Annotated in this window: 24 protein-coding genes; 6 read left to right on the top strand and 18 right to left on the bottom strand. The window is 67.2% G+C overall.

Features of this window, described 5'->3' with window-relative positions; all coding sequences use genetic code 11:
* Window position 1 precedes the first annotated feature (1 nt).
* The 10 genes from AVJ23_RS06755 to AVJ23_RS06715 are packed head-to-tail and all read right to left on the bottom strand — an operon-like array spanning window position 2 to window position 7,515.
* Window positions 2-1,279, bottom strand: coding sequence for a SufB/SufD family protein (locus AVJ23_RS06755; RefSeq protein WP_058861405.1), 1,278 nt, complete (start codon window positions 1,277-1,279; stop codon window positions 2-4).
* Entirely contained in the window at window positions 1,280-2,035 is a 756-nt protein-coding gene (gene sufC, locus AVJ23_RS06750; RefSeq protein ID WP_058861404.1) for a Fe-S cluster assembly ATPase SufC, read from the bottom strand.
* 22 nt (window positions 2,036-2,057) lie between these two features.
* Window positions 2,058-2,657 (bottom strand): hypothetical protein, encoded by a 600-nt coding sequence (locus AVJ23_RS06745; RefSeq protein WP_058861403.1) that lies wholly within the window; start codon window positions 2,655-2,657, stop codon window positions 2,058-2,060.
* A gap of 23 nt (window positions 2,658-2,680) precedes the next feature.
* On the bottom strand, window positions 2,681-2,992 hold the full coding sequence (locus AVJ23_RS06740; RefSeq protein WP_058861402.1) for a heavy metal-binding domain-containing protein: 312 nt from the start codon (window positions 2,990-2,992) through the stop codon (window positions 2,681-2,683).
* Window positions 2,989-3,669 carry an FkbM family methyltransferase gene (locus AVJ23_RS06735; RefSeq protein ID WP_058861401.1) on the bottom strand — a complete coding sequence of 227 codons (681 nt, stop codon included), beginning with the start codon at window positions 3,667-3,669 and terminating at the stop codon, window positions 2,989-2,991. Before AVJ23_RS06735 ends, AVJ23_RS06740 begins: the two co-directional genes overlap by 4 nt.
* The gene (locus AVJ23_RS06730) at window positions 3,669-4,166 is read right to left on the bottom strand and encodes a cupin domain-containing protein (protein WP_058861400.1); all 498 of its coding nucleotides are present in this window, start codon (window positions 4,164-4,166) and stop codon (window positions 3,669-3,671) included. Before AVJ23_RS06730 ends, AVJ23_RS06735 begins: the two co-directional genes overlap by 1 nt.
* Window positions 4,163-4,339 carry a hypothetical protein gene (locus AVJ23_RS22775; protein ID WP_157772632.1) on the bottom strand — a complete coding sequence of 59 codons (177 nt, stop codon included), beginning with the start codon at window positions 4,337-4,339 and terminating at the stop codon, window positions 4,163-4,165. The genes AVJ23_RS06730 and AVJ23_RS22775 overlap by 4 nt, the downstream gene beginning before the upstream one ends.
* Window positions 4,340-4,393: 54 nt before the next feature.
* Complete coding sequence (sufB, locus tag AVJ23_RS06725; protein WP_058861399.1) at window positions 4,394-5,914, bottom strand: Fe-S cluster assembly protein SufB; 1,521 nt, start codon at window positions 5,912-5,914, stop codon at window positions 4,394-4,396.
* Window positions 5,915-5,928: 14 nt separating this feature from the next.
* Window positions 5,929-6,972, bottom strand: coding sequence for a cysteine desulfurase family protein (locus tag AVJ23_RS06720; RefSeq protein WP_058861398.1), 1,044 nt, complete (start codon window positions 6,970-6,972; stop codon window positions 5,929-5,931).
* A 42-nt stretch (window positions 6,973-7,014) separates the two neighbouring features.
* A complete protein-coding gene (locus tag AVJ23_RS06715) occupies window positions 7,015-7,515 on the bottom strand; it encodes an Rrf2 family transcriptional regulator (RefSeq protein ID WP_058861397.1) in 501 nt (166 codons plus the stop codon).
* A 161-nt stretch (window positions 7,516-7,676) separates the two neighbouring features.
* Between AVJ23_RS06715 and AVJ23_RS06710 the strand changes: the two genes are divergently transcribed.
* Both AVJ23_RS06710 and AVJ23_RS06705 read left to right on the top strand, forming a co-directional pair.
* A complete protein-coding gene (locus AVJ23_RS06710; protein ID WP_058861396.1) occupies window positions 7,677-8,330 on the top strand; it encodes an alpha/beta hydrolase in 654 nt (217 codons plus the stop codon).
* 12 nt (window positions 8,331-8,342) lie between these two features.
* Window positions 8,343-8,624 (top strand): hypothetical protein, encoded by a 282-nt coding sequence (locus tag AVJ23_RS06705; protein WP_058861395.1) that lies wholly within the window; start codon window positions 8,343-8,345, stop codon window positions 8,622-8,624.
* 8 nt (window positions 8,625-8,632) lie between these two features.
* Here AVJ23_RS06705 and AVJ23_RS06700 read toward each other — a convergent pair whose 3' ends face one another.
* From AVJ23_RS06700 to AVJ23_RS06675, 6 genes are all read right to left on the bottom strand, one after another.
* Complete coding sequence (locus AVJ23_RS06700) at window positions 8,633-9,061, bottom strand: DUF1801 domain-containing protein (protein WP_058861394.1); 429 nt, start codon at window positions 9,059-9,061, stop codon at window positions 8,633-8,635.
* A gap of 44 nt (window positions 9,062-9,105) precedes the next feature.
* The gene (lpdA, locus tag AVJ23_RS06695) at window positions 9,106-10,479 is read right to left on the bottom strand and encodes a dihydrolipoyl dehydrogenase (RefSeq protein WP_099045478.1); all 1,374 of its coding nucleotides are present in this window, start codon (window positions 10,477-10,479) and stop codon (window positions 9,106-9,108) included.
* 109 nt (window positions 10,480-10,588) lie between these two features.
* Window positions 10,589-11,173 carry a DUF924 family protein gene (locus AVJ23_RS06690; RefSeq protein WP_058861392.1) on the bottom strand — a complete coding sequence of 195 codons (585 nt, stop codon included), beginning with the start codon at window positions 11,171-11,173 and terminating at the stop codon, window positions 10,589-10,591.
* Window positions 11,174-11,257: 84 nt separating this feature from the next.
* Entirely contained in the window at window positions 11,258-12,550 is a 1,293-nt protein-coding gene (locus AVJ23_RS06685) for an MFS transporter (protein ID WP_058861391.1), read from the bottom strand.
* Window positions 12,551-12,813: 263 nt separating this feature from the next.
* Complete coding sequence (gene queA, locus AVJ23_RS06680) at window positions 12,814-13,872, bottom strand: tRNA preQ1(34) S-adenosylmethionine ribosyltransferase-isomerase QueA (RefSeq protein WP_058861390.1); 1,059 nt, start codon at window positions 13,870-13,872, stop codon at window positions 12,814-12,816.
* Window positions 13,873-13,889: 17 nt separating this feature from the next.
* Window positions 13,890-17,147, bottom strand: coding sequence for a YhdP family protein (locus AVJ23_RS06675; protein ID WP_240484546.1), 3,258 nt, complete (start codon window positions 17,145-17,147; stop codon window positions 13,890-13,892).
* Window positions 17,148-17,238: 91 nt separating this feature from the next.
* Here AVJ23_RS06675 and AVJ23_RS06670 point away from each other — a divergent pair, with 91 nt between their 5' ends.
* The 4 genes from AVJ23_RS06670 (at window position 17,239) to AVJ23_RS06655 (ending at window position 20,599) form a co-directional block, all read left to right on the top strand.
* The gene (locus AVJ23_RS06670; RefSeq protein WP_058861389.1) at window positions 17,239-17,688 is read left to right on the top strand and encodes a peroxiredoxin; all 450 of its coding nucleotides are present in this window, start codon (window positions 17,239-17,241) and stop codon (window positions 17,686-17,688) included.
* Between the two features lie 85 nt (window positions 17,689-17,773).
* Window positions 17,774-18,598, top strand: coding sequence for a ferritin-like domain-containing protein (locus tag AVJ23_RS06665; protein WP_058861388.1), 825 nt, complete (start codon window positions 17,774-17,776; stop codon window positions 18,596-18,598).
* A 158-nt stretch (window positions 18,599-18,756) separates the two neighbouring features.
* The gene (locus tag AVJ23_RS06660; protein ID WP_058861387.1) at window positions 18,757-20,070 is read left to right on the top strand and encodes a M23 family metallopeptidase; all 1,314 of its coding nucleotides are present in this window, start codon (window positions 18,757-18,759) and stop codon (window positions 20,068-20,070) included.
* Window positions 20,060-20,599: a bactofilin family protein gene (locus tag AVJ23_RS06655; RefSeq protein ID WP_058861386.1), complete on the top strand. Its 540-nt coding sequence runs from the start codon at window positions 20,060-20,062 to the stop codon at window positions 20,597-20,599. Before AVJ23_RS06660 ends, AVJ23_RS06655 begins: the two co-directional genes overlap by 11 nt.
* A gap of 166 nt (window positions 20,600-20,765) precedes the next feature.
* Here the strand turns inward: AVJ23_RS06655 and AVJ23_RS06650 are convergent, their stop codons facing one another.
* Window positions 20,766-21,350, bottom strand: a complete 585-nt coding sequence (locus tag AVJ23_RS06650) for an HNH endonuclease (RefSeq protein ID WP_058861385.1) — start codon at window positions 21,348-21,350, stop codon at window positions 20,766-20,768.
* Between the two features lie 167 nt (window positions 21,351-21,517).
* Window positions 21,518-22,264, bottom strand: a complete 747-nt coding sequence (locus tag AVJ23_RS06645; protein ID WP_169795929.1) for a WD40 repeat domain-containing protein — start codon at window positions 22,262-22,264, stop codon at window positions 21,518-21,520.
* Between the last annotated feature and the right edge of the window lie 132 nt (window positions 22,265-22,396).

Below are 22,396 nucleotides of genomic sequence, written 5' to 3'. Positions count from 1 at the left end.
GTCAGCCCCGCCGCCGCTCCAGCCAGGCGGCCACGCGCGCCACGATCTCTTCCTGCAGGTCCTCGTCCTCGACCTCCTGCACCGCCTCGGCGATGAAGGCGATGGTCATCAGGTCCTCGGCCGGGCCGCGCGGAATGCCGCGGGCACGCAGGTAAAACAGGCTGTCCTCGTCGATCGCGCCGCTGGTCGAGCCGTGCGAGCACGCCACGTCATCGGCATAGATCTCAAGCTCGGGCTTGGCGAGGAACTCGCTGTCATCGTCCAAGAGCAGCGACTGGCTGATCTGGTAGCCATCGGTCTGCTGCGCGCCGGGCTGCACCAGGATCTTGCCCTGGAAGACACCCTTGGCGCCGTTGCGCAGCACCTTCTTGAAGACCTGACGGCTTTCGCAATTCACCGCGTCATGGGTGATGAACACCGTGTCGTCATGGTGGAAATCGCCATCCCCCATGCAGGCGCCGGCCACATGGGCCACGGCATCGTCGCCGGTCAGCTCGATCACGCATTCATTGCGTGTCAGCACGCCGTTCACCGTCAGCGTGAAGGTCTTGAAGACGGACTCACGCCCCAGCCGGGCAAAGACATGGGTGGCGGCGCGGCGTTCATGGTCGCGGCCCTGCGCGCGGATGTGGTGCAGCGTGCCGGCATCGGCGATCTCCACCTCCATGCACTTGTTGAACCGTGCCGCGGCCGGCCCGGTCTCGAGGATCGTGGCCTTGGCCCCGGCATCCACCTTGACCACGTGGTGCAGGATCGCGTCCGAGCGGGTGTCGCGGTGGTGATAGACCAGCTGGATCGGGCGCGAGGGCGTGCCCGTGACGTGGATCAGCACGCCATCCGTGGCAAAGGCGGTGTTGAGCGCGGCCAGCGGACGCTGCACGGGGCTCTGCCCGCGCGCTTCCAGCACGCCGTAGATGTCCCGGGCCCAGTGGATGTCGGGCGCATCGGCCAGCCGATCGATGCTGACCCCCTCAAGGCTCAGCTCATCCGAGGCTTCAGCATCGAAGACACCGTCGACAAAGACGATGCGCAGCGCGCCGCGCTCGCCGAATACCGGGGTTTCCTCGGCTTCGAACAGCGCCGCCTCGGGCACCTCCACGCTGTTGAACGTGTCGGGGCGGGTGTATTTCCAGTACTCGTCCCGCGCGCCGGGCAGGCCCATGGCGCGCAGCCGGGCCAGCGCCTCGTTGCGGGCCGGGGCCGACCAGCCGCCCTCGGGCAGGCTCAGCGCGTCCAGCCGCGCCTCGGTTGCGTCCTGTTTCGCTTGCGGCAAAGCCATTTACGCCTCCTCCGCCTTCAGGTGGGCATAGCCTTCGTTCTCGACTTCCAGCGCCAGCTCGGGGCCACCGGTCTTGATGATGCGGCCCTCGGACATGATGTGCACCACGTCCGGCTTGATGTGATCCAGAAGCCGCTGGTAGTGCGTGATGACGAGGAAGCCGCGCCCCTCGTCGCGCAGCGCGTTCACGCCGTCGGCGACCAGCTTCATCGCGTCCACGTCCAGCCCCGAGTCGGTCTCGTCGAGGATGCACATCTTGGGCGCCAGCATGGCCATCTGCAGGATCTCGTTGCGCTTCTTCTCGCCGCCCGAGAAGCCCACATTGACCGGGCGCTTGAGCATGTCGGCGTCGATCTTCAGCTCTTTCGCCTTTGCGCGGATCTCCTTGAGGAAATCGGCCGAGGACATCTCTTCCTGCCCGCGCGCCTTGCGCTGCGCGTTCACGGCGGTGCGCAGGAAGGTCATGTTGCCCACGCCGGGGATCTCGATCGGGTACTGGAACGCCAGGAAGAGGCCCGCGGCGGCGCGCTCCTCGGGTTCCAGCTCCAGCAGGTCCTCGCCCAGCAGCTCGGCCGAACCATCCGTGACCTCATAGCCGTCGCGGCCCGACAGGACATAGGACAGGGTCGACTTGCCGGAGCCGTTCGGCCCCATGATGGCGTGCACCTTGCCGGCCTCGACGGTCAGGTCGACCCCTTTCAGGATCGCCTTGTCCTCTTCCTCCAGCTTGACGTGCAGGTTCTTGATCTCGAGCATCTGTGTCATCCTTCTTTCTGCCTCACGGCGCCTGCATCAGCTTGATCAGCCAGGCCAGCCGCTCGGGCGGTACCGGTGTGGGCGCGACGCGGAACTGCGCCATGCGCCCGGTGATCTGCGGGGGGCCGAGGATCTCCTCGACCTTGTGATAGTGTTTGCGTCCCACGTAATCGTCGAAGAACAGATCGACAGGGCGCTGCGTCAGAAAGGCGGTGGCCAGCGCGCAGCCCTGCCGGAAGCGGCCATCCACCAGCACGACATCGGGCTGGCGGAAATCCTCGCGCGACCAGACGCCCAGCGGGTAGCGCGCAAAGCGGCGCCATGCGCTGTCATCGACCGGGTGGCCCCACTCCTTGGTGGCGCCGATATCGGCATGCACCACGTGGACCTGCGTGCCCGTGGCGGGCGGGTTCGCGGCGAACCAGGCGCGCATCATCGCCGCCCAGTCCGGATCGGATTCCACGCTGAACACGGTTCGGCCCGGCAGTTCGCCCGCCATCACGGTCGACCCGCCCGAGCCGTATTCCAGCACGACCTCCGCCCGCCCGTAGGCGGCCCGCAGCAGCGCGGCCTCTGCCTCGGGCAGGGTCAGTTCGGGCCGTGTCAGCGCGGTTTGCGTCATGCCTGTTCCCCGGCGCCCCTGGCTCAGCCCAGCCGCACGGCGGTGCCGCTGGCCGAGACCATCAGCATGTTGTTGACCACCTCGTAGTCGAGATCGACGCCGACCACGGCATTGGCGCCCTGCGCCGCGGCGCGGGCCTCCAGCTCGCGCAGGGCGGTGTCGCGCGCCTCCTGCAGGCTGGCCTCGTAGGCGCCCGAGCGGCCGCCGATGATATCGGTGATCCCGGCAAAGATGTCGCGGAAGACATTCGCGCCAAGGATCGCCTCGCCCACGACGATGCCCTTGTACTCGGCGATGCGATGCCCCTCGACCGAGGGCGTGGTGGTCACGATCATGTCGTCTCTCCAACAGGTTCCACGAAATAGTTCACGTTGGCCGCCTGGTGGCGGCTGGAAAATGTCACCGCATAGCCATGGCGGCCACACCAGTCATGAAAGGCCGCGTCATTGGCCGTGTCGACCTCGATGAAGATCTGCGGCCGGCGCGTGGCGATCAGGTCGGCGAAGCCTTCCAGCACCGCCATCTCCATGCCCTCCACATCGATCTTGAGCAGGTCCACCGGCTCGCCCTCGAAGAGCGTGTCGCCGGCATGGACGGCGATGCCGCCGCCCTTGACCAGCTGCGCCGCGCCCAGGTTGCGGCCGCGCCGCTGCACCCGGAACCCGTCCTCGGAGCGCGCGCCCAGTCCGATGCCCAGCAAGTCCAGCACGACCACCCCGTCCAGCCCGTTGGCGGCGACATTGGCGCGCAGCGCCTCGATCGCCTGCGGGTTGGGCTCGATGCAGACCACGCGCGCCGCCCCCATGAGGCCAGCGAAATAAAGCGCGTGATTGCCGACATTCGCCCCGACATCAACGACATAGGCGCCGCTCTTCACGTGCTGCGCGAGCTTGTCGAGATCGGCGCGTTCATAGAACTTGCCGACCCGGTGGCGGCCCTGCACCGGGCAGCCCTCGGCGTTGAGGTGAAAAACGAAGCCCCGCCCCGCGATCTCGGCCCGGACCTGTTCCATCACAGCTCCCCGTCCCAGTAGTCGAGGCTGTCGCCCGCGCGCCCCACCACCTTGAGATGCGCATTCATGAAATCGGGGCCCGGTGCGACGGCCATGGCGGCGTATTTGCCGCTGTCCGGATATTCCACCACGTCCGGGTCGTTCGAGGTCGAGATGCCGATGTAGCGCAGCGGCCCGTCTCCGCTATTGATCAGTTGATGCGCGGTGTCCGGCCCGCCCCGCGGCGCGGCGCAGATGTCGCCGGCGCGGACCGGGTGCTCGGCATCGCCCAGCCGATAGGTGCCGCTGCCCTCGAGGATCACGAACATTTCGTCATTGCCCAGATGGTTGTGGAACGGAAAGGCCCGCTTGCCCGGCGCGACGACTACGTACATTGCGCCCAGCGAACCGGTGCCGATCACCGAGCCCACGGGCGCCACGCGGGCCGCGAATTTCGACCCGTCGCCGCCCTGCATGGCGAATCCCTGCGCGTCGTCCACGTTCATGACCGGTTTCATCTGCGTCCCTTTCCCTGGATGAGCTGTGCCACCAGACTACCGCAGAAGCCCGACACGAAGGAGAGGACAATCAGCAGTGTCATCGACAGCGTATCGGTCAGCCAACCGACCACTACGGTGAACAGCGCGCAGAACACGCCCGTCAGAACCGATGTGGTCAGCACGCCGCCCATCGCAGGGACCCTCGTGATTGCGGGACGGAGCCACGCCCGTCCCGCGCGCCAAGATCAGCCGACAGAGCCTTCGAGCGAGATCGCCACCAGCTGCTGGGCCTCCATGGCGAACTCCATGGGCAGCGCCTGCAGCACCTCGCGGCAGAACCCGTTCACCACCAGCGCCACGGCCTCTTCCTCGTCCATGCCGCGCTGGCGACAGTAGAACAGCTGGTCGTCATCGACCTTAGAGGTGGTGGCCTCGTGCTCGACCCGGCTCGAGTTGTTCTTGACCTCGATATAGGGCACCGTGTGCGCCCCGCACTTGTCGCCGATCAGCAGGCTGTCGCACTGGGTGTAGTTGCGCGAGTCCTTGGCCTTGGGGTGCATCGACACGAGGCCCCGATAGGTGTTCTGCGCCACGCCCGCGCTGATGCCCTTGGAGACGATGCGCGACTTGGTGTTCTTGCCCAGATGGACCATCTTGGTGCCGGTATCGGCCTGCTGATGGTTGTTGGTGATCGCGATCGAGTAGAACTCGCCTTGGCTTTCGTTGCCGCGCAGGATGCAGCTGGGGTATTTCCACGTCACGGCCGAGCCGGTCTCGACCTGCGTCCACATCACCTTGGAGCGGTCGCCGCGGCAATCGGCACGCTTGGTGACGAAGTTGTAGATCCCGCCCTTGCCGTCCTCGTCGCCGGGGAACCAGTTCTGCACCGTGGAGTATTTCACTTCGGCATCTTCCTCGACAATGATCTCGACCACCGCGGCGTGCAGCTGCGCGGTGTCGCGCTGCGGCGCGGTGCAGCCCTCAAGGTAGCTGACGTAGGATCCCTTGTCGGCGATGATCAGCGTGCGCTCGAACTGGCCGGTATTCTCGGCATTGATGCGGAAATAGGTCGACAGCTCCATCGGGCAGCGCACGCCCGGCGGCACGTAGACGAAGGAACCGTCCGAGAACACGGCGGAGTTCAGCGTGGCATAGAAGTTGTCGCTGACCGGCACGACCGAGCCGAGATATTTCTTGACCAGCTCGGGGTGGTTGCGGATCGCCTCGGAGATCGAGCAGAAGATCACGCCCGCCTTCTCCAGCTCCTTCTGGAAGGTCGTGCCGACGGACACGGAGTCGAACACCGCATCCACGGCCACCTTGCGGCCCTCGGCAGGGGCCTCCTCGGCGCCTTCGACCCCGGCCAGTATCATCTGCTCCTTCAGCGGGATGCCCAGCTTCTCGTAGGTTTCCAGCAGCTTGGGATCGACATCGTCCAGCGACTTCGGCTTTTCCGTCATCGATTTCGGACGCGCGTAGTAATACTGCTCCTGGAAGTCGATCTGCGGGTAGTCGACCATCGCCCAGTTGGGCTCTTTCTTCTGGAGCCAGCGGTCATAGGCCTGAAGGCGCCAGTCGGTCATCCATTCCGGCTCTTCGTTCTTTTCCGAGATCAGGCGGACGATATCCGGGGTCAGCCCCTTGGGGGCGTATTCCATCTCGATATCGGTGTTCCAGCCGTGCTTGTAGGTGCCGACCGACTTGACGGCATCCACCGTCTCCTGGTCGACGCCTTCCTTGACCTGAACGTCATCGAATGCAGCCATCGTCTGCTCCTCTCTCAGGCGGCCCGTGTCCGGTGCCGCCGGTACTTTGCGATCCAGGCATCGCAGAAGCGCGACACCTCGTCTTCGGTGGTCGCCGGACCCAGGCTCACCCGGATGGCGCCCGAGGCCGTGGCCTCGTCATATCCCATGGCCCGCAGGACCCGGCTGGACCGGACCTTGCCCGAGGAACAGGCCGAGCCCGCGCTGATCGCGAAGCCGGCAAGGTCCATCTGCATCACCTGCGTCTCGCCCTTCCAGCCGGGCACGGCCAGGCAGGAGGTGTTCGGCAGACGCTGCGCGCCTTTCCCGACAAAAATAGTCTCTTCCGCGGAAGCCTCAATGGTTTTTTCTAGAACGGTTCTAAGTTTTTCCACCCGCTCCCACGCGCCATCGGCCAGATCGCGGGCGGCCGCCTCGGCCGCGGCGCCGAACCCGGCGATGCCGATCACGTTCTCGGTGCCCGAACGGCGCCCCATCTCCTGCCCGCCGCCGCGGATCTGCGCCGCCAGGTCGGTGCCGCGCCGCATCACCAGCGCGCCGATCCCCTTGGGCCCGCCCAGCTTGTGCGCCGAGACCAGCGCCATCTCGCAGCCCATCCAGTTGAAGGCCACGGGCAGCTTGCCGAAGACCTGCGTGGCATCGACCACGGCCAGCCCCTGCGGCAGGTCCTGCACCACGCCGGTCTCGGAATTGGCCGCCTGCAGCACCGAAGCCGCGGGATCGGTGACCGTCACGCGCCCCTGCCCGTCCACCGGCAGCGCCGGGTCGATCCAGGCGGCAACCGCGTCATGTTCCACATCCGCCCCCAGCAATCCGCGCCCGGCGCAGGCCAGCGCCGCCGCCTCGGTCGCGCCCGAGACAAAGACGATATCCGCCCCCTCGGCGCCGAAGGCCGCGGCCACCTGCGCGCGGGCGGCCTCGACCAGCCCCTTGGCGGCGCGCCCCTCGGCATGAACCGAGGACGGGTTGCCCACCACGTCCATGGCGGCGATCATCGCATCGCGCACCTCGGGGCGCAGCGGCGCCGTCGCGTTCCAGTCGAGATAGGCGCGGCTCATGGGCGCGCCCCGCAACCCGTGCAGGGATCGGTCGACAGCGGCTCAGGCATCGGGACGCCCCGCCGCCGCGGCCCGGCCCACGGCCTCTTCATCGACCACGGCAAAGATCGAGGGCACCGCCGGACAGGGGGCCAGCGTGTTCTCGACCACGTCGCGCAGGCTGGTGCGGTGCAGGAAGACATAGACCTGCGCCGACAGGCTCTGCCACAGGCGATTGGTCAGCGACTGCGCGCGCGAGCCCGAGGCGGCGCCCGAAGCGCCCGCGCCCTTGTGCATCGCGTCCACCGTCTCGTCCACGGCGGCCAGGATGTCGACCACGCGGATGTCGTCCTGCGCCAGCGCCAGGCGATAGCCGCCGCCCGGGCCACGCACCGATTCCACCAACCCCGCGCGGCGCAGCTTGACGAAGAGCTGTTCGAGATAGGGCAGCGAGATGTCCTGCCGCCGGGCGATGTCGCCCAGCGTGACAAGGGCCCCCTCGGGCTGCAGCGCGATATCGGCCAGCGCAACCATGGCGTAACGGCCCTTGGTACTCAGTTTCACCGTATCTCCCCCTGTCGCGCAGAGAATTGACCTTGACGGCCCGACCGCCTATCTGCAATCCAGCCCTGATCCGGCGCCGCGCCGGTTTAGAACCTTTCTAAAGACACCGAGGGATTCCGTCAAGTTTTCACGGACGCCCCAAGAGGAGCCGAAGACGCCCCATGCCCGAGGTCATCTTTCCCGGACCCGAAGGCCGCCTCGAAGGCCGCTACCACCCGCAAAAGGACCGTGACGCCCCGATCGCCATCATCCTGCATCCGCATCCGCAATTCGGCGGCACGATGAATAACAAGGTCGTCTACAACCTGCATTACGCCTTCTTCAACATGGGCTTCACCGTGTTGCGCTTCAATTTCCGCGGCGTCGGCCGCAGCCAGGGCGAATACGACCAGGGCGTGGGCGAGCTGTCGGACGCGGCCTCGGCGCTGGATTACCTGCAGTCGATGAACCAGAACTCCAAGCATTGCTGGGTGGCCGGGTTCTCCTTCGGCGCGTGGATCGGGATGCAGCTCCTGATGCGCCGCCCCGAGATCACCGGCTTCGTCTCGGTCAGCCCGCCGGCCAACATGTATGATTTCTCGTTCCTGGCGCCCTGCCCGTCCTCGGGGCTGATCATCAACGGCGCCAATGACCGCGTCGCGCCGCCGGCCGACACGCGGGCGCTGGTCTCCAAGCTGCACGAGCAGCGCGGCATCACCATCACCCATGAAGAGGTGGACGGATCGGGCCATTTCTTCGAAGAGCCGCACATGGACACCATGATCGGCTCGGTCACCGGCTACGTGAAGCGCCGCCTGACCGAATCCACCCGCTAGGAGCGCGCGCCCATGTCCGTCGTCGACGATCTCGCCGACAAGCTTGCCCGCGACACCATCAAGGCGATGGATGCGCTGGGGGACGAGAACCTGCCCGAGCAGGTGGCCAAGGTGCTGGGCGCCTCCTCCCCCTCCTCCGAGGAGATCTTCCGCGCCGCGGTGCGCATCCGGCTGGCCGAGCGCCGCGCGCGGAACTTCCTCAACGATCACGTCAAGCGCGCGCTGGACGCCCGCCAGAAGGGCGAGGAGATCCCCGAGGCGATCGCGCCGGGTTCGGATAACGAGAACGTCTGAGCCCGCCCTTACGTCGGCTCCACCTCCCAGCGCCGCGACAGGTCGTCCAGCCCGGCGCGGATCAGCTCGGGCAACGGATCGAGGTCCAGCTTGGCGAAAGACCCCAGGTACAGGCAGGCCTTGCCCAGCTTGTAGGGCCCGATCCGGTCGAGGATATGCCCGAAATCGGCATAGCCCGGCATGATGTAGACCACCATCTTGGCCTTGCGCGGGGCGAAGCCAGTGGCAAGAAACGCGCCGGAATACCCGCTGTCATAGGTGTAGCGGTAGCGCCCGTATCCCACGATCGAGCTGCCCCAGAGCCGCGGCTGCCAGCCGGTCGCCTGCCGAAAGATCGCGTCCAGCACCTGCGCATCCTCGCGCCGCCGCGCCGGTTCCACCCCGGCGAGGAACGCCTCGACCGAGGCATCGCTTTCCACCGTCATCGCCCCTGCCATGGCGCCGCCCCCCTGTTGCCGCGCCCAGCATAGCACGGGCAGGCTCAGAAATGGATCGCCCGTCCCCAGGCATCCAGCACGCTTTCATGCATCATCTCGCTCAGCGTGGGATGCGGAAAGACGGTCTGCATCAGGTCGGCCTCGGTCGTCTCCAGCTGGCGCGCCACGACGTAGCCCTGGATCAGCTCGGTCACTTCGGCCCCGACCATGTGCGCGCCCAGAAGCGCGCCGGTCGAGGCATCGAAGACGGTCTTGATCATCCCCTCGGCCTCGCCAAGCGCGATGGCCTTGCCATTGCCGATGAAGGGGAACCGGCCGACCCGGATCTCGTGGCCCGCCTCGCGCGCCTGCGCCTCGGTCAGCCCGACGCTGGCCACTTGCGGGTGGCAATAGGTGCAGCCCGCGATGCTGGCCGGGTCCACCGCGTGCGGGTCGCCGCCGGCGATGCGCTCGGCCACCATGACGCCCTCGTGGCTGGCCTTGTGCGCCAGCCAGGGCGCGCCCGCCAGATCGCCGATCGCATAGACCCCCGGCACCCCGGTGCGGCACTGCGCATCGGTCACGACATGGCTCTTCTCGACCCGAACGCCCAACTCTTCCAGCCCCAGCCCCTCGGTATTGCCGACGATGCCCACGGCCGAGATCACCGTGTCCACCTCCAGCCGCGACACCTCTCCGGCCTTGTCGACATGGGCGGTCACGCCGTCCGGCCCGCGCTCCAGCTGCGCCACGCGGGCGCCTTCGAGGATCGTCATGCCCTGCTTTTCGAATGCCTTGCGGGCAAAGGCGCCGATCTCGGCATCCTCCACGGGCAGGATGCGGTCCAGCACCTCGACCACGGTGACCTCGGCCCCGAGCGCGCGATAGAAGCTGGCGAACTCGATCCCGATCGCGCCCGAGCCGATCACCAGCAGCTTTTTCGGCATGTGCGGTGGCTGCAGCGCGTGCTTGTAGGTCCAAACCTGTTTGCCATCGGCCTCCAGCCCCGGCAGCTCGCGCGCCCGGGCGCCCGTGGCCAGCACCACCGCGCCGGCCTCCAGCACCTCTTCGCCCGACTCGCGGGTGACATGTACGCGGCCCGGCCCGTCCAACCGCGCGGTGCCCATGAGGACGCGCACCTTGTTCTTCTTCAGCAGGTGCCCGACCCCGGCGGTCAGCTGCCCGGCCACCTTGCGTGACCGCTTGACCACCGCGTTCAGGTCAAAGCCGATCCCCTCGGCGTTCAGTCCGAACTCACCGGCGCGCTGCATCAGGTGCAGCACATCGGCCGAGCGCAGCATCGCCTTGGTCGGGATGCAGCCCCAGTTGAGGCAGATGCCACCCAGATGCTCGCGCTCCACCACGGCGACGCGCAGGCCCAGCTGCGCCCCCCGGATCGCGGCCACGTAGCCCCCGGGGCCCGCACCGATCACGACCATGTCGTATGTGTTATCGCTCACCCGGCCCTCCCTGCCTGCAAGACAGGGAGAACGCTAGCCGATCCCGCGACCCGGCGGCAACGTGAAAGGCGCCGCGCCGGGGATGGTCTCAGGCGGCCTCGGCCTGCTGCAGGTCGCGCAAGGTGGCGCCATAGCCGCCCTGCTCCACATAGGCGCGCTCGGCCTCGGTGAATTTCCGCGACAGCGCCTCGTTGCGATAGGGGAAGCGGCCGAACAGCCGGATCACCTCGCGATGCACCTTGGCATGCAACAGGTTGCCGTCCCCGAACCCGCCCATGCGCTCGGCCATCAGCCGCACGCAGCGGTCCTGGTCGCATAGGTTCTCGGAATGCATCAGCGGCATGTAGAAGAACTGCCGCGCCGGCGGGTCGATCTTCAGGTCCCAGCCGCGATGGATGGCCTGCTTGGCCGCCGCCCGCGCCACCCCGTCCGACGCAAAGGCCCGCGCCTCGCCGCGGAACATGTTGCGGGGGAACTGGTCGGCCAGGATGATATAGGCCAGCACGCCCGACGGATAGGTTAGCCACAGCGCGTAGCGGCCCTCCATCAGCCCGGTCCAGGGCTCCAGATATCTCTCGCGGATCGTCCGATCCAGCGCGTCATCCTGCTTGTACCAGCCTTCCGGCCCGACCTCGTCGAGCCAGAATGCAAGAATGTCTTCGGGCCTTGGCATGTCCCAGTCTCCAGTTTGCACCCCACCACGGTGGCACAGACAGGGTATATGCAGTCAAGTCCCCGGCCCCAATCACGAATTCTGTCACTGTTTGACAGCTTGCTCCGGCGCCGCGGCCGCCTCGGCGGCCTCTGCCTCCTCTTCGGCGGCCTCGATGGCATATTCCTGCCACAGGTCCATGGCGACCGGCGTCGCGCCCGGCGTCAGCGGCGCATAGGTGCCGGTATCCTCGACCGACGGGGCCGAGCGTTTCGTCATCCGGTAGAGTGCGTAGAACGCCATCAGCGCCAGCTGTACGAGGATCAGCAGGAAGAAGGCCTGCGCGCCCAGCGTCTCCATCGACCAACCGATCACCAGCGGGCCGGAAATCGCGCCCATGCCGTTCACGAAAAGCAGCCCGCCCGAGGCGCTGGCCATGTCCGACGGCTCCAGGTAGTCGGTCGTGTAGGCGATCAGCATCGAGTAGAGCGGGTTGGAACAGCCGCCGATCACGAAGGCCGCCGCCACCAGCAGCAGGAAGACGCCGCCCATCAGCATCGCGATCGTGGCCGCGCCGGCCCCCACGGCGGCGGTGACCATGATCAGCAGGCGCCGATCCATCCGGTCCGACAGCCAGCCCAGCGGGTATTGGAACAACATCGCGCCCACGTAGAAGGCCGCCACGAAGACCGACACTTCGCCCAAGCTCAGCCCCGCCTCGGTGGCATAGACCGCCGCCATGCCGAACTGCGCCGCAAAGACACCGCCCAGCAGGAACATGCCGACCATGCCAAGGGGCGAGACGCCGTAGAGCTCGCGCAGGGTCATGGGCTTGGTCGCGTCGAAGGCCGGGGTCGGCTGCACCGACAGAAGGATCGGCGCGAACGAGATCGACACCAGCACCGAGGGGATCACGAAGAGCAGGAAGCCGCTCACATCTGGCACGACCAGCAGCGCCTGCGCAAAGATGACGCCCAGCATCTGCACGATCATGTAGGCCGACAGGGTCTGGCCGCGCGTCTCGTTCGAGGCGGCATTGTTCAGCCAGCTCTCGGCCGTGATGTAGACGCCGCAGAAACAGAACCCCAGGATCATCCGCCCCACGGTCCAGGCATAGGGGTCCTGGATGGTCGGGAACAGGATCAGCACCGCCGAGACCAGCGACCCCAGCGCCGCGAAGACCCGCACATGGCCCACCCGGCGGATCAGGGTGGGCACGCTGCGCGACGCGATCAAAAAGCCCGCAAAGAAGGCCGACATGATGATCGACATGGTGCCCGCGCTGAACCCTGCCTCGGCGCCGCGCACCCCCAGAAGCGAGCCCTGAAGGCCGTTGCCCAGCATCAGCAGCAGCATCCCCAGGAGCAGCGCCCAGGAGTTCCGGAAAACATCGATCATCACTCGGTCCTTTTCAGTCTGTCCCGGCCCTAGAATGCCGGACCCGCGCGGGCTGTTCCCGCCGCGACGCGGGCAGCGGGCAGATGTCGCAAGCGGTCCATCCTGCCATGTCAAATGACATGGCACCTCTCGCAGTTCACTGTATCAAAGACATGTCCGCGCCCGGGACTTCGCGCGATTTCTCCCCCGGTTCAACCGGGTTTCCGGCACCCTGTCCGGTTCGGCGAAATCACCGCCCGTTTCGTACGAACTGGACAGATCTCTCAGCCCATCCCCTGCGGCAGCAGCAGCGAGGCGTCGCCGTAGGAGAAGAAGCGATAGCGCTCGGCGATGGCATGGGCATAGATCTGGCGGATCCGCTCCGGGCCCATCAGCGCCGAGACCAGCATCATCAGCGTGGATTTCGGCAGGTGGAAGTTGGTCATCAGCGCATCGGTCACCCGGAACGTGAAGCCGGGATAGATGAAGATCTCTGTAACCCCTTCGAAAGGCTGGATTTCCCCGCCCTGCGCCGCGGTCTCGATCAGCCGCAGCGCGGTGGTGCCCACCGGGATCACGCGGCCGCCTTCGGCTTTCGTCGCGCGGATCGCCTGTGCCGCCTCGGGCGTCACCTGGCCCCACTCCCCGTGCATCCGATGCGTGGTGACATCATCCACCTTGACCGGCAGAAAGGTGCCCGCACCCACGTGCAACGTCACATAGGTCAACGCAACCCCCTGATCTTCCAGCGTTTTCAGAAGATCCGCGTCAAAATGCAATGAGGCGGTCGGCGCTGCAACCGCGCCCTGCCGGCGCGCCCAGACCGTCTGGTAATCCTCGCGGTCGCGCGCATCTGCCGGCCGCTTGGCCGCGATATAAGGCGGCAGCGGCATCGCCCCGGCGGCGTTCAGCGCGGCATCGAAATCGTCGCCGCTGCAATTGAAGCGGATCCGCCCCTGACCCTCGTCCCGTGCTTCAAGCGTGCCGCGCAAATCATTGGAGAAGATGATTTCTTCGCCATCGCGCACCTTCTTGAGCGGCTTGATCAGCGCCGACCAGCAGCCATCCGCCCCGGGCTCCAGAAGCGTGACCTCGATACGCGCTTCGGTCTCGCCCTCGGCCGAGTTCCGGCGCCGCACCCCGCTCAGCCGCGCGGGGATCACCCGCGTGTCGTTCAGCACCAGCCGGTCGCCCTTGCGCAGCATGCGCGGCAGGTCGAAGACGCGCGCATCCTCGATGCTGTCGGGCCCCGCCACAAGCAACCGCGCCGCGGTGCGCGGCCGCGCGGGCCGCGTGGCGATCAGGTCCTCGGGCAGGTCAAAGTCGAAATCCGACAGCTGCATCGCTCAACCTCTTGGAATCATTGTGACAGTTTCGGCGGTGGTCGGCGGAAGATGTCACGGAACATGCCCGGGGTGAAGACCGAAAGCGGGTTCACCGACACGCGTGGTTGATCGGCCGGCCCGGTCAGGTTGAAGTTGAACCCGATCAGCCCCTCGCCCTTGCGCGCGATCAGCCGCCCGATGGCATTGACGATATAGATCGGCGACAGCACACCCTGCATGTCCATCTGTCCCGACGCAAGGTCGTAGAACCCGTCCATCGAGATCCCCATCGAGGGGCCCACGGCACTTGAACGTGTCAGGATAACCCGCGAGGGCGTAAGTCGAAATTCGGCCTCGACCTCGGAAAAGAAGATGCCCGGGCCGTTCAGCTGGTCGATCACGCCCACCACGCTGGCCGCATCCAGAAGCGCGGCGATGGCCGGCGCCTTGCGCAGCCGCGCGCCGAGGATGCGCAGCCGCCCGTCATAATGCCCCGCCTGCCCGGCGATCGGCATCAGGTCCAGCCGGAACGTGCCGTTCTGCACCGTCCGCAGCAGTCCCGCGGCGCGCAGGATGTCGCCCGCATCCTCGCCCGCCATGCGCACGCCGGTGCGCCCGTTGCGCGGCACCAGCTCCCCCTGGACCGGCGCCTTGCCCCCGATGCGCGCGCGAAACCCGCCCTGCAAGCCGTTGTTGTCGTTGAAACTTCCCCGAAAGTCGGTGAAGTGGATGCTGTCGGTCAGCTGCAACCGGTCCAGCGCCAGCAGCAGCGGCCCGCCGGGCCCGTTTCCGCCACCACCCGCGGGCAGCCCGCCGCCGCGCAGATCGACCCGGCCCGAGGTCAGCTCCACCTGCGGCGGCTGGCCCGTCCCGCGACCGCGCAGGCGCCCCGTGACATCCATCCACGCGCCCACGGCCAGCCGGTTCAGCGAAAGCGCTTCGAACCCGCCGGTCTCGGTCAGGCTCAGCGTGCCCTCCGCCTCCAGCCCGGGCGCCGAGAGCGAGAGCGCGTCGATCTGCACCGGCGCGCCCAGCTGCCCGGCCATGCGGAACCGCCCAGTCCGGGACTCGGGCAGTGACCAGCCCAGCTGCGGGATGTCCAGCCCGATCCCGGCCAGGTCGCTCTCCAGCGTGAAGCGTGGCGGCCCGTCCCCGCCCAGCTCCAGCTCCAGCGCGCCGGTCCCGGCCCCGCTGAGCATTCCCTGTGGCAGAGAAATCCCCAGCGATGCCAGCGCATTGGGGGTCACTCTTGCAGTGGCGCTGACGCTGCCCGCCCCGTCACGCAGCGGTTGTCGCCAGAGCGCCTCGGCCGACACGCCGTCAAAGGAGACCGGCCCCGAAATCTGCACCGCCCGGTTGTCCAGCGCGAGGTCCAGACCGTTACTCTGCAAGCGCCGTCCCGGCACCAGCGCCGTGCTTTCAACGTCTTCCAGCCGCCCCTTCAGGTCGATCGCGACGTCCGGCAGGCGCAGCCCCGCGCGCAGCTCCATGGCGATCCGCCCGGCGATCCGCGCCCGGCCGCTGGCCAGGTCGGCGTCGCGCCCGGCCTTACGCAGCACCTGCCAGGCGTCATTGTCCACGTAATCCAGCGCAGCCCCCAGCGGCCCCTGCGCCTGCAGGCGCAGCTCGCCGGTCGAGGGCTCCTGCCGCAAATCCGGCACGACGAATTCCGTGCCCGAGATGTCGACCGCGCCGCGCGGGCCGGCGCGTACCTCTCCGCGGTCAAGGCGCAGGCCCAGCCGCGCTTCCTGCAGGGACACGCGCCCCGCCGCGCCGAACAGGCCCGGCAGGCGGGGATTGTAGGTCGCCTCGAGATCCTCGAAGCCGAAATCGATGAAGGTCAGCGGCTCGGCCCCGGGGCGGGCCCGCAGGATGAAGCTGATGTCATGGAACCGGCCGGATTTCACGTTCTTGACCATCCAGTTGCGCGATTGCGGCTTGAAGTCGCCCGGCCAGAAGGCCAGCACCTGCGCCGGATCGGTCTCGTCCAGCGCGGCATCCAGCGCAAGGTGCCAGCCATCGCTTTCGGCGGACAGCCGGCCGCTCATCCGGGCGGGCAGCTCCGGGTCGGTGATGCGCAGCCGGCCCAGCGTCACGCGGAACGGGTCGAGCGCCAGCTTGAAGGCCGCATCGGCACCGGACAGGGCGACGGGCCGCTCCAGCAGCGCACCCTCGGTCAGACGCATCCCGTCCAGCCGCATCTGCGCCGACAGCCCGGTGATCCAGCCCGTCTCCAGCCCCTCGAGCCGCGCCGCCCCCGTGGCGTTGACGCGGCCCAAAGGAGAGGTGACGGCGATCTCGTCAAAGGCCAGCAGTGCCGTGTCAGGGTCATATGTGAAATAGGTGCGCGCGCTGTCGAAGGGCAAGGCGCGCGTGGCCCGGTTGGGCTGCAGCGCCCCGCCGCCGATCTGCAACGTCGCGTTCAGCACGTCCAGCCCGCCATCCTCGCGCAGCCCCGACCGCAACGCCCCCGAAATAGGCGCGTCCAGCCCGGTCAGCCAGGCCAGCGCCGGGCTCTGCGTGGCGATGTCGCGCGCCGCGAGATTGTCGAGCACCAACCCGAATTGCAGGGCGGTCTCGCCGATCCGGCTGGTGGCGTTCAGCTCGACCGTGGCGACGCCGGCCCCGCCGCCCAGCAGCGCGATATCGCCGGCCAGCCGCAGCGAGTCGGAATCGCGGGTCAGGCGCAGGCGCCCTCCATCGGCCGTCCAGCCGCGCCGGGCCCGCTGGTCCTCGAAGCGCAGGGTCAGCGCATCGGCCTCGAAGAGGTCGAGCTGCGCGAGACGGGGATCGGCAAAGACCCGGTCGATGCGTGTGACGATCTCGGCGATGTCGGGCGCATCGGTCGTCTCGGCAAAGACATCGCCCAGGGCCAGGCCCAGCCGTCCGCTGCGGTCGCGCCGCATGGTAACGAAGGCGCCCGAGACCTGCGCCTCGCGCAGCACCAGCTGGCCGCGCAGCAGCGCCCCGGGGGCAAGCCCCGCCTCGATATCCGAGACCTGCGCCACGCGTGCGCCTTGGGCGTTGCGGATCTCGACATCCCAGAGAATGATACGCGCCAGCCCGCTGCGCTGGACCAGCAGGCTCACGCGGCCGAATTGCAAGTCGATGCCGGGCAGGCTGGCCGCGATGCGCTCGGCGATGCGCGCACGCATCCAGGCCGGGGCATCCACAGGCCGGCCGATCATCAGCACCGCACCAAGACCGGTCGCACCGATCAGAAGGCCGAAGACCAGAAGCACGGCGAGGCCGGCGCGCCGCCGGCGGCGCGTGGGGATCCCGCTCTCGCTCACGGACACTGGAAGCCGCCGGCGGACGGGTTATTCTGAAGGCAGTCGCTGCGCATGGGCGGCACCTTAGAGCATTCCAACCCCGGAGACACGCATGTCCGACACCGCCCCCGATTTCACCCTGCCCGGCACCTCCGGCGAGGTCACCCTGTCGGCCCTGAAGGGCGCGCCGGTCGTCCTGTTCTTCTACCCGCGCGACGACACGTCGGGCTGCACGAAGGAGAACGAGGCCTTCACTGCGCTGCTGCCGAAGTTCGAGGCCGCCGGCGTCAAGGTGTTCGGCCTGTCCAAAGACAGCCTCGCCAGCCACGAGAAATTCATGAAGAAGAAGGGATTGACCGTGCCGCTGCTGTCGGACGAGGGCTCGGACGTCTGCGAGGCTTACGGCGTGTGGAAAGAGAAGAAGATGTATGGCAAGACCTTCATGGGCATCGAACGCTCGACCTTCCTGATCGATGGCGACGGCCGGATCGCGCGGGAATGGCGCAAGGTGAAGGTGCCCGGCCACGCCGAGGAGGTGTTGGAGGCGGCGCGCGCGCTCTGAGCCGGCGCATCAAATTTCGTGGACGAAATTTGCAAATTCCGTTCACGGAATTTGCGCCCGTCCACCTGGCAGAAAGGATCGGGCCATGACCAGCCTGAGCGAGATGGCGGTGGACGTGCTGACCACGGCCGACGGGCGCGAGAAGACAGAGAAGTCGCGCCGCTATGCCGCGCGCTGGTTCGCGGCCCGCACGGCCGGAGATCCCTTGCCCGTCGGGCGCGCGGACCCGCCGTTGCGCCCCTCGCGCCCCGACCGGCCCGAGCTGCTGGATCCGCGCGACGTGCCGCGGCGGCGTCCCGGCAGCCCGCAGGGGCGCATCGCGCTGCTGCATGCCGTGGCGCATATCGAGCTGAATGCCGTCGATCTGCACTGGGACATCATCCCGCGTTTTGCCGACACGCCCATGCCGCCCGGCTTCTACGATGACTGGGTCAAGGCGGCGGACGAGGAATCGAAGCATTTCAATCTTGTCTGCGACTGCCTCGAGGCCGCGGGCAGCACCTATGGCGCGCTGCCGGCCCATGCCGGGATGTGGCGCGCCGCCGAGGACACCGCCGGCGACCTGATGGGCCGGCTTGCCGTGGTGCCCATGGTGCTCGAGGCCCGCGGGCTGGACGTGACGCCCGGCATGATCGACATCTTCCGCAAGGCCGGGATCGACCAGGCCGTCGCCGCGCTCGAGACCATCTATGCCGAGGAGGTCAGCCATGTCGCCTATGGTTCAAAGTGGTTCCACTTCCTCTGCGGGCGGCATGACAGCGACCCGCGCGACGTGTTTCACACATTGGTCCAGAAATATTTCCACGGCCCCTTGAAGCCCCCCTTCAACGAGGAAAAACGCGCCGAAGCCGGCATCCCGCCGGATTTCTACTGGCCCTTGACGGCACAAGCGTCGGAAGGAACCCGTTGAATAAGCGGTTTTTTGCCGTTTGATCGGGAACCCGCCGATCGCGTCGAATCGCACGCCCAAAAATCTTGCGAAAGCCTGAAGCCCCCGGTAAGCCCGGTCCAAGGCGTCGTGTTGGGGAACCGAGCGCCGATGATTGGGACGGGTTAAGGGGACGTCAGGTGAGAACACGTCTGGCTATCAAGACACATGCGGTGCTCGAACGGTTCTTTCCGGAGCGTCGCCTCTTCCTGCGTTCAGACAATGACACCCGTTTCATCCGGCTCCGCCCCGAGACACAGGCCATCGCCTTCGCCGGCTCGACCGTGCTGGTCGGTTGGACCATTGTCGCCACCGCGATCCTGCTGATGGATTCGATCGGCGCCGGCAATTTCCGCGAACAAGCCAAGCGCGAGCAGATCACCTACCAGCAGCGGCTCAACGCCCTTTCGGCCGAGCGCGACTCCCGCGCCGCCGAGGCGCTCGCCGCGCAGGAGCGGTTCAACGCCGCGCTCAGCCAGATCTCGATGATGCAGACCGAGCTGCTGGAATCCGAGACGCGCCGCCGCGAGCTCGAGACCGGGATCGACGTGATCCAGGCCACGCTGCGCGACACGATGAAGGAGCGCCAGCTGGTCAATGACCGGCTCGCCGCGCTCGAGACGGAGATCGAAAGCGGCACCGTAACTGCTGGGGCGCCCAACGGCGCCGACAGCCAGCTCGACATCCTGGCCGATGCGCTGGCCCGCACCGCCGAAGAGCGCGACCGCGTGGTCGCCGATGCCCAGCTCGCCCTGGTCCGCGCCGCCGAGATGGAGGCCGAGATCGAGCTGATGGAAGAGAAGAACGACGCCATCTTCCGCCAGCTTGAAGAGGCGATGACCGTCTCGGTCAAGCCGCTCGACAAGATGTTCGAGGCCGCCGGCATGAACCCCGACACGATCATCAACGCCGTGCGCAAGGGCTATACCGGCCAGGGCGGCCCGCTGACCCCGCTCAGCTTCTCGACCCGCGGCGAGGAGATCGCCCCCGAGGACACGCGTCGCGCCAACCGCATCCTCAACCAGATGGACCGGCTGAACCTCTACCGGATCGCCGCGCAGAAGGCCCCCTTCGCCTCGCCGCTCAAGGATCCATTCCGCTTCACCAGCGGCTTCGGCTATCGCTGGGGCCGCCTGCATGCCGGCACCGATTTCGCCGCGCCGCATGGCACCGCGATCTACTCCACCGCCGATGGCGTGGTGGTGCATGCCGGCTGGCTCTCCGGCTACGGCCGGCTCATCAAGATCCAGCACGAATTCGGGATCGAGACCCGCTACGCCCATCTGTCGAAAATTCGGGTGAAGGTCGGCCAAAGGGTCTCGCGCGGGGAGCGGATCGGTGATATGGGAAACACCGGACGATCGACCGGGACCCACCTGCACTATGAGGTCCGAGTCGGCGGTAAACCCGTCAATCCCATGATCTACATCAAGGCTGCGAACGATGTTTTCTAAGAGCAAAATCAACGAGCCGGGCCCCAAGGCCGAGGAGGCTGCGAAACCCGCGGCCCATGAGACGCCCAAGCCGCAATCGAACGACTTCAAGGCCTCCCCGCCCAAGGCCAAGCCGCCGGCCTCGGTCCTGTCGCCCGATCTGCACATCACCGGCAACATCAAGACCACCGGCGACATCCAGGTCGAGGGCACGGTCGAGGGCGATATCCGCGCCCATCTGCTGACCATCGGCGAGGCCGCCACGATCAAGGGCGAGGTGATCGCCGATGACGTCGTGGTCAATGGCCGCATCGTCGGCCGCGTGCGCGGCCTCAAGGTGCGCCTGACCGCCACCGCACGGGTCGAGGGCGACATCATCCACAAGACCATCGCCATTGAATCCGGCGCCCATTTCGAAGGCTCCGTGCAGCGCCAGGACGATCCGCTGAACGGCGGCAAGGCCCGCCCGCAACAGCAGAATGCAGGCGGCCAGCAGCAGCAGCCCGCCGCGCAGCCGCAAAAGGCCGCGGCCGGGGGTCAGAACGGCTGAGCCCGTCCGAGGCTGACCGACCTACCGAAGAGATCAGGCGCGTCGCCCCGGCGGCGCGTTTTGCGTTTTTAGGTGCATGGCCAAGCCTCGGCGCCGCCCCCGCGGGATGGCGGGTGGGGCGAATTCGCAGAAGAGCGTCCGGTCCGCAGGACCGGCCCACCCGGCATCACGCCTCCAGCTCGGCATCCCAATACAGGAAATCCATCCAGCTCTCGTGCAGGTGGTTCGGCGGAAAGCGACGACCCATGTTCAACAGCTCCGCCGCCGAGGGCTGGCGCGGCACCTTGCGCAGGCTCATACGCGCCTGGCGCAGGCTCTTGGATCCCTTGCGCAGGTTGCAAGGCGCACAGGCCGCAACGACGTTTTCCCAGCTGGTGATCCCGCCGGCGGCGCGCGGCACCACGTGATCGAAGGTCAACTCGCCCTTTGCCCCGCAATACTGGCAGCGGAATTCATCCCGCAGAAAAAGATTGAAGCGCGTGAAGGCCACGCGCTTCTGGGGTTTGACGAAATCCTTCAGGACGACCACGCTGGGGATCCTGATGCTCATGCTCGGACTGCGCACCACCTCGTCATACTCGGCCACGATATCCACCCGCTCGAGGAAGGCGGCCTTGACCGCGTCCTGCCACGGCCAGAGGCTCAACGGATAATAGGAGAGCGGCCGGTAATCCGCGTTGAGCACCAGCGCCGGGTGCTGCTTGAGTGCGCCGGGTTCGCGCACGAAACTGGTTCTGAAATCGCCATCCATCTGGGACTCGTCTCCCGCCCTGCCTGTTTCTGCCCGAAACACCAGGGCGGGACATCCCGCCCCAGCCTGACATCACTATATCTCGCGTTTCGAACCTGGCAAGTCCCGCAAGATGCAGTGGTCGGACAGAGAGGTACCGCGGAAGTGTAAGCCTATTGTGACAGCGCTCAAGGGGAGTCCCGATCTCCGCCGAACAGGGACAACGTGCCGTCCTCGCCGGCTGCGGCCAGCCGCCGTCCGTCCGGCGAAAAGCCCAGGCCCGGCACGTAGCTGCCCACATCTGCGATCGGCGGCAGGGCCCAGCCCTTCCCGGCCGACCAGATCATGATCCTTCCGTCTTCGCTGCCACCGGCCAACAGGCCACCATCCGGGGAGAAAGCCAACCGGCTGTCCCGGTTGTCAAAGCCGAAATGCTTGCAGATCTTCTGGTATCTGGCGGCATTCCACAACCGCACCTCGCCGTCGCACTCGCCGGTGGCCATGTATGTGCCCTCGGACGACAGGATGGCGTCGGATAGCAGGTCATAGGCCGTGTTGCCGGCATAGACTTTGTCGCCGGTCGCGACCCGGATCAGCACAGAATGCCGGTGATGCTCCAGCGCCAGAACCGCCTCGCTGTCCGGCGTGCAGGTAACACGCAAGACCTTGCTGTTGCGCGCGTAATTTGAATGCTCCCGCAGTCCGTCTGCTGCCCAGAACCTCCGGAAACGCGCGCCTTCGCCGGTGGCGATCAGGCGCTCGTCCCGCAAAGGCGCCGCGTCGTCGGTCTCTTGGCAGGACTCCTGGCTGACCTGCAGCCATCCGAAAGCAACCTGCTGCACCTCCTCGGTGCACTCGACGATCTGGAGGCAAATCCGACCTGCTTCGAGCCCGGTCTTGGCGATGATCGAGTTCAGCCCGCCATGGCAAGTCACCGGCCTGCGTCTCCCACCGTGCAACAGCGACCGACAGGGACCGCGCAGGCGCGCCCCTGCTGCGACGTGCGTGATCCCGACAAGCGGCAAGCCGGTCTTGTGCGCCGCCGGTGCCGCCGGGCACAAGCCGCT

Source organism: Pseudoponticoccus marisrubri (assembly GCF_001482405.1).
GTDB lineage: Bacteria > Pseudomonadota > Alphaproteobacteria > Rhodobacterales > Rhodobacteraceae > Pseudoponticoccus > Pseudoponticoccus marisrubri.
This window is presented reverse-complemented; position numbering and strand designations above follow the sequence as displayed.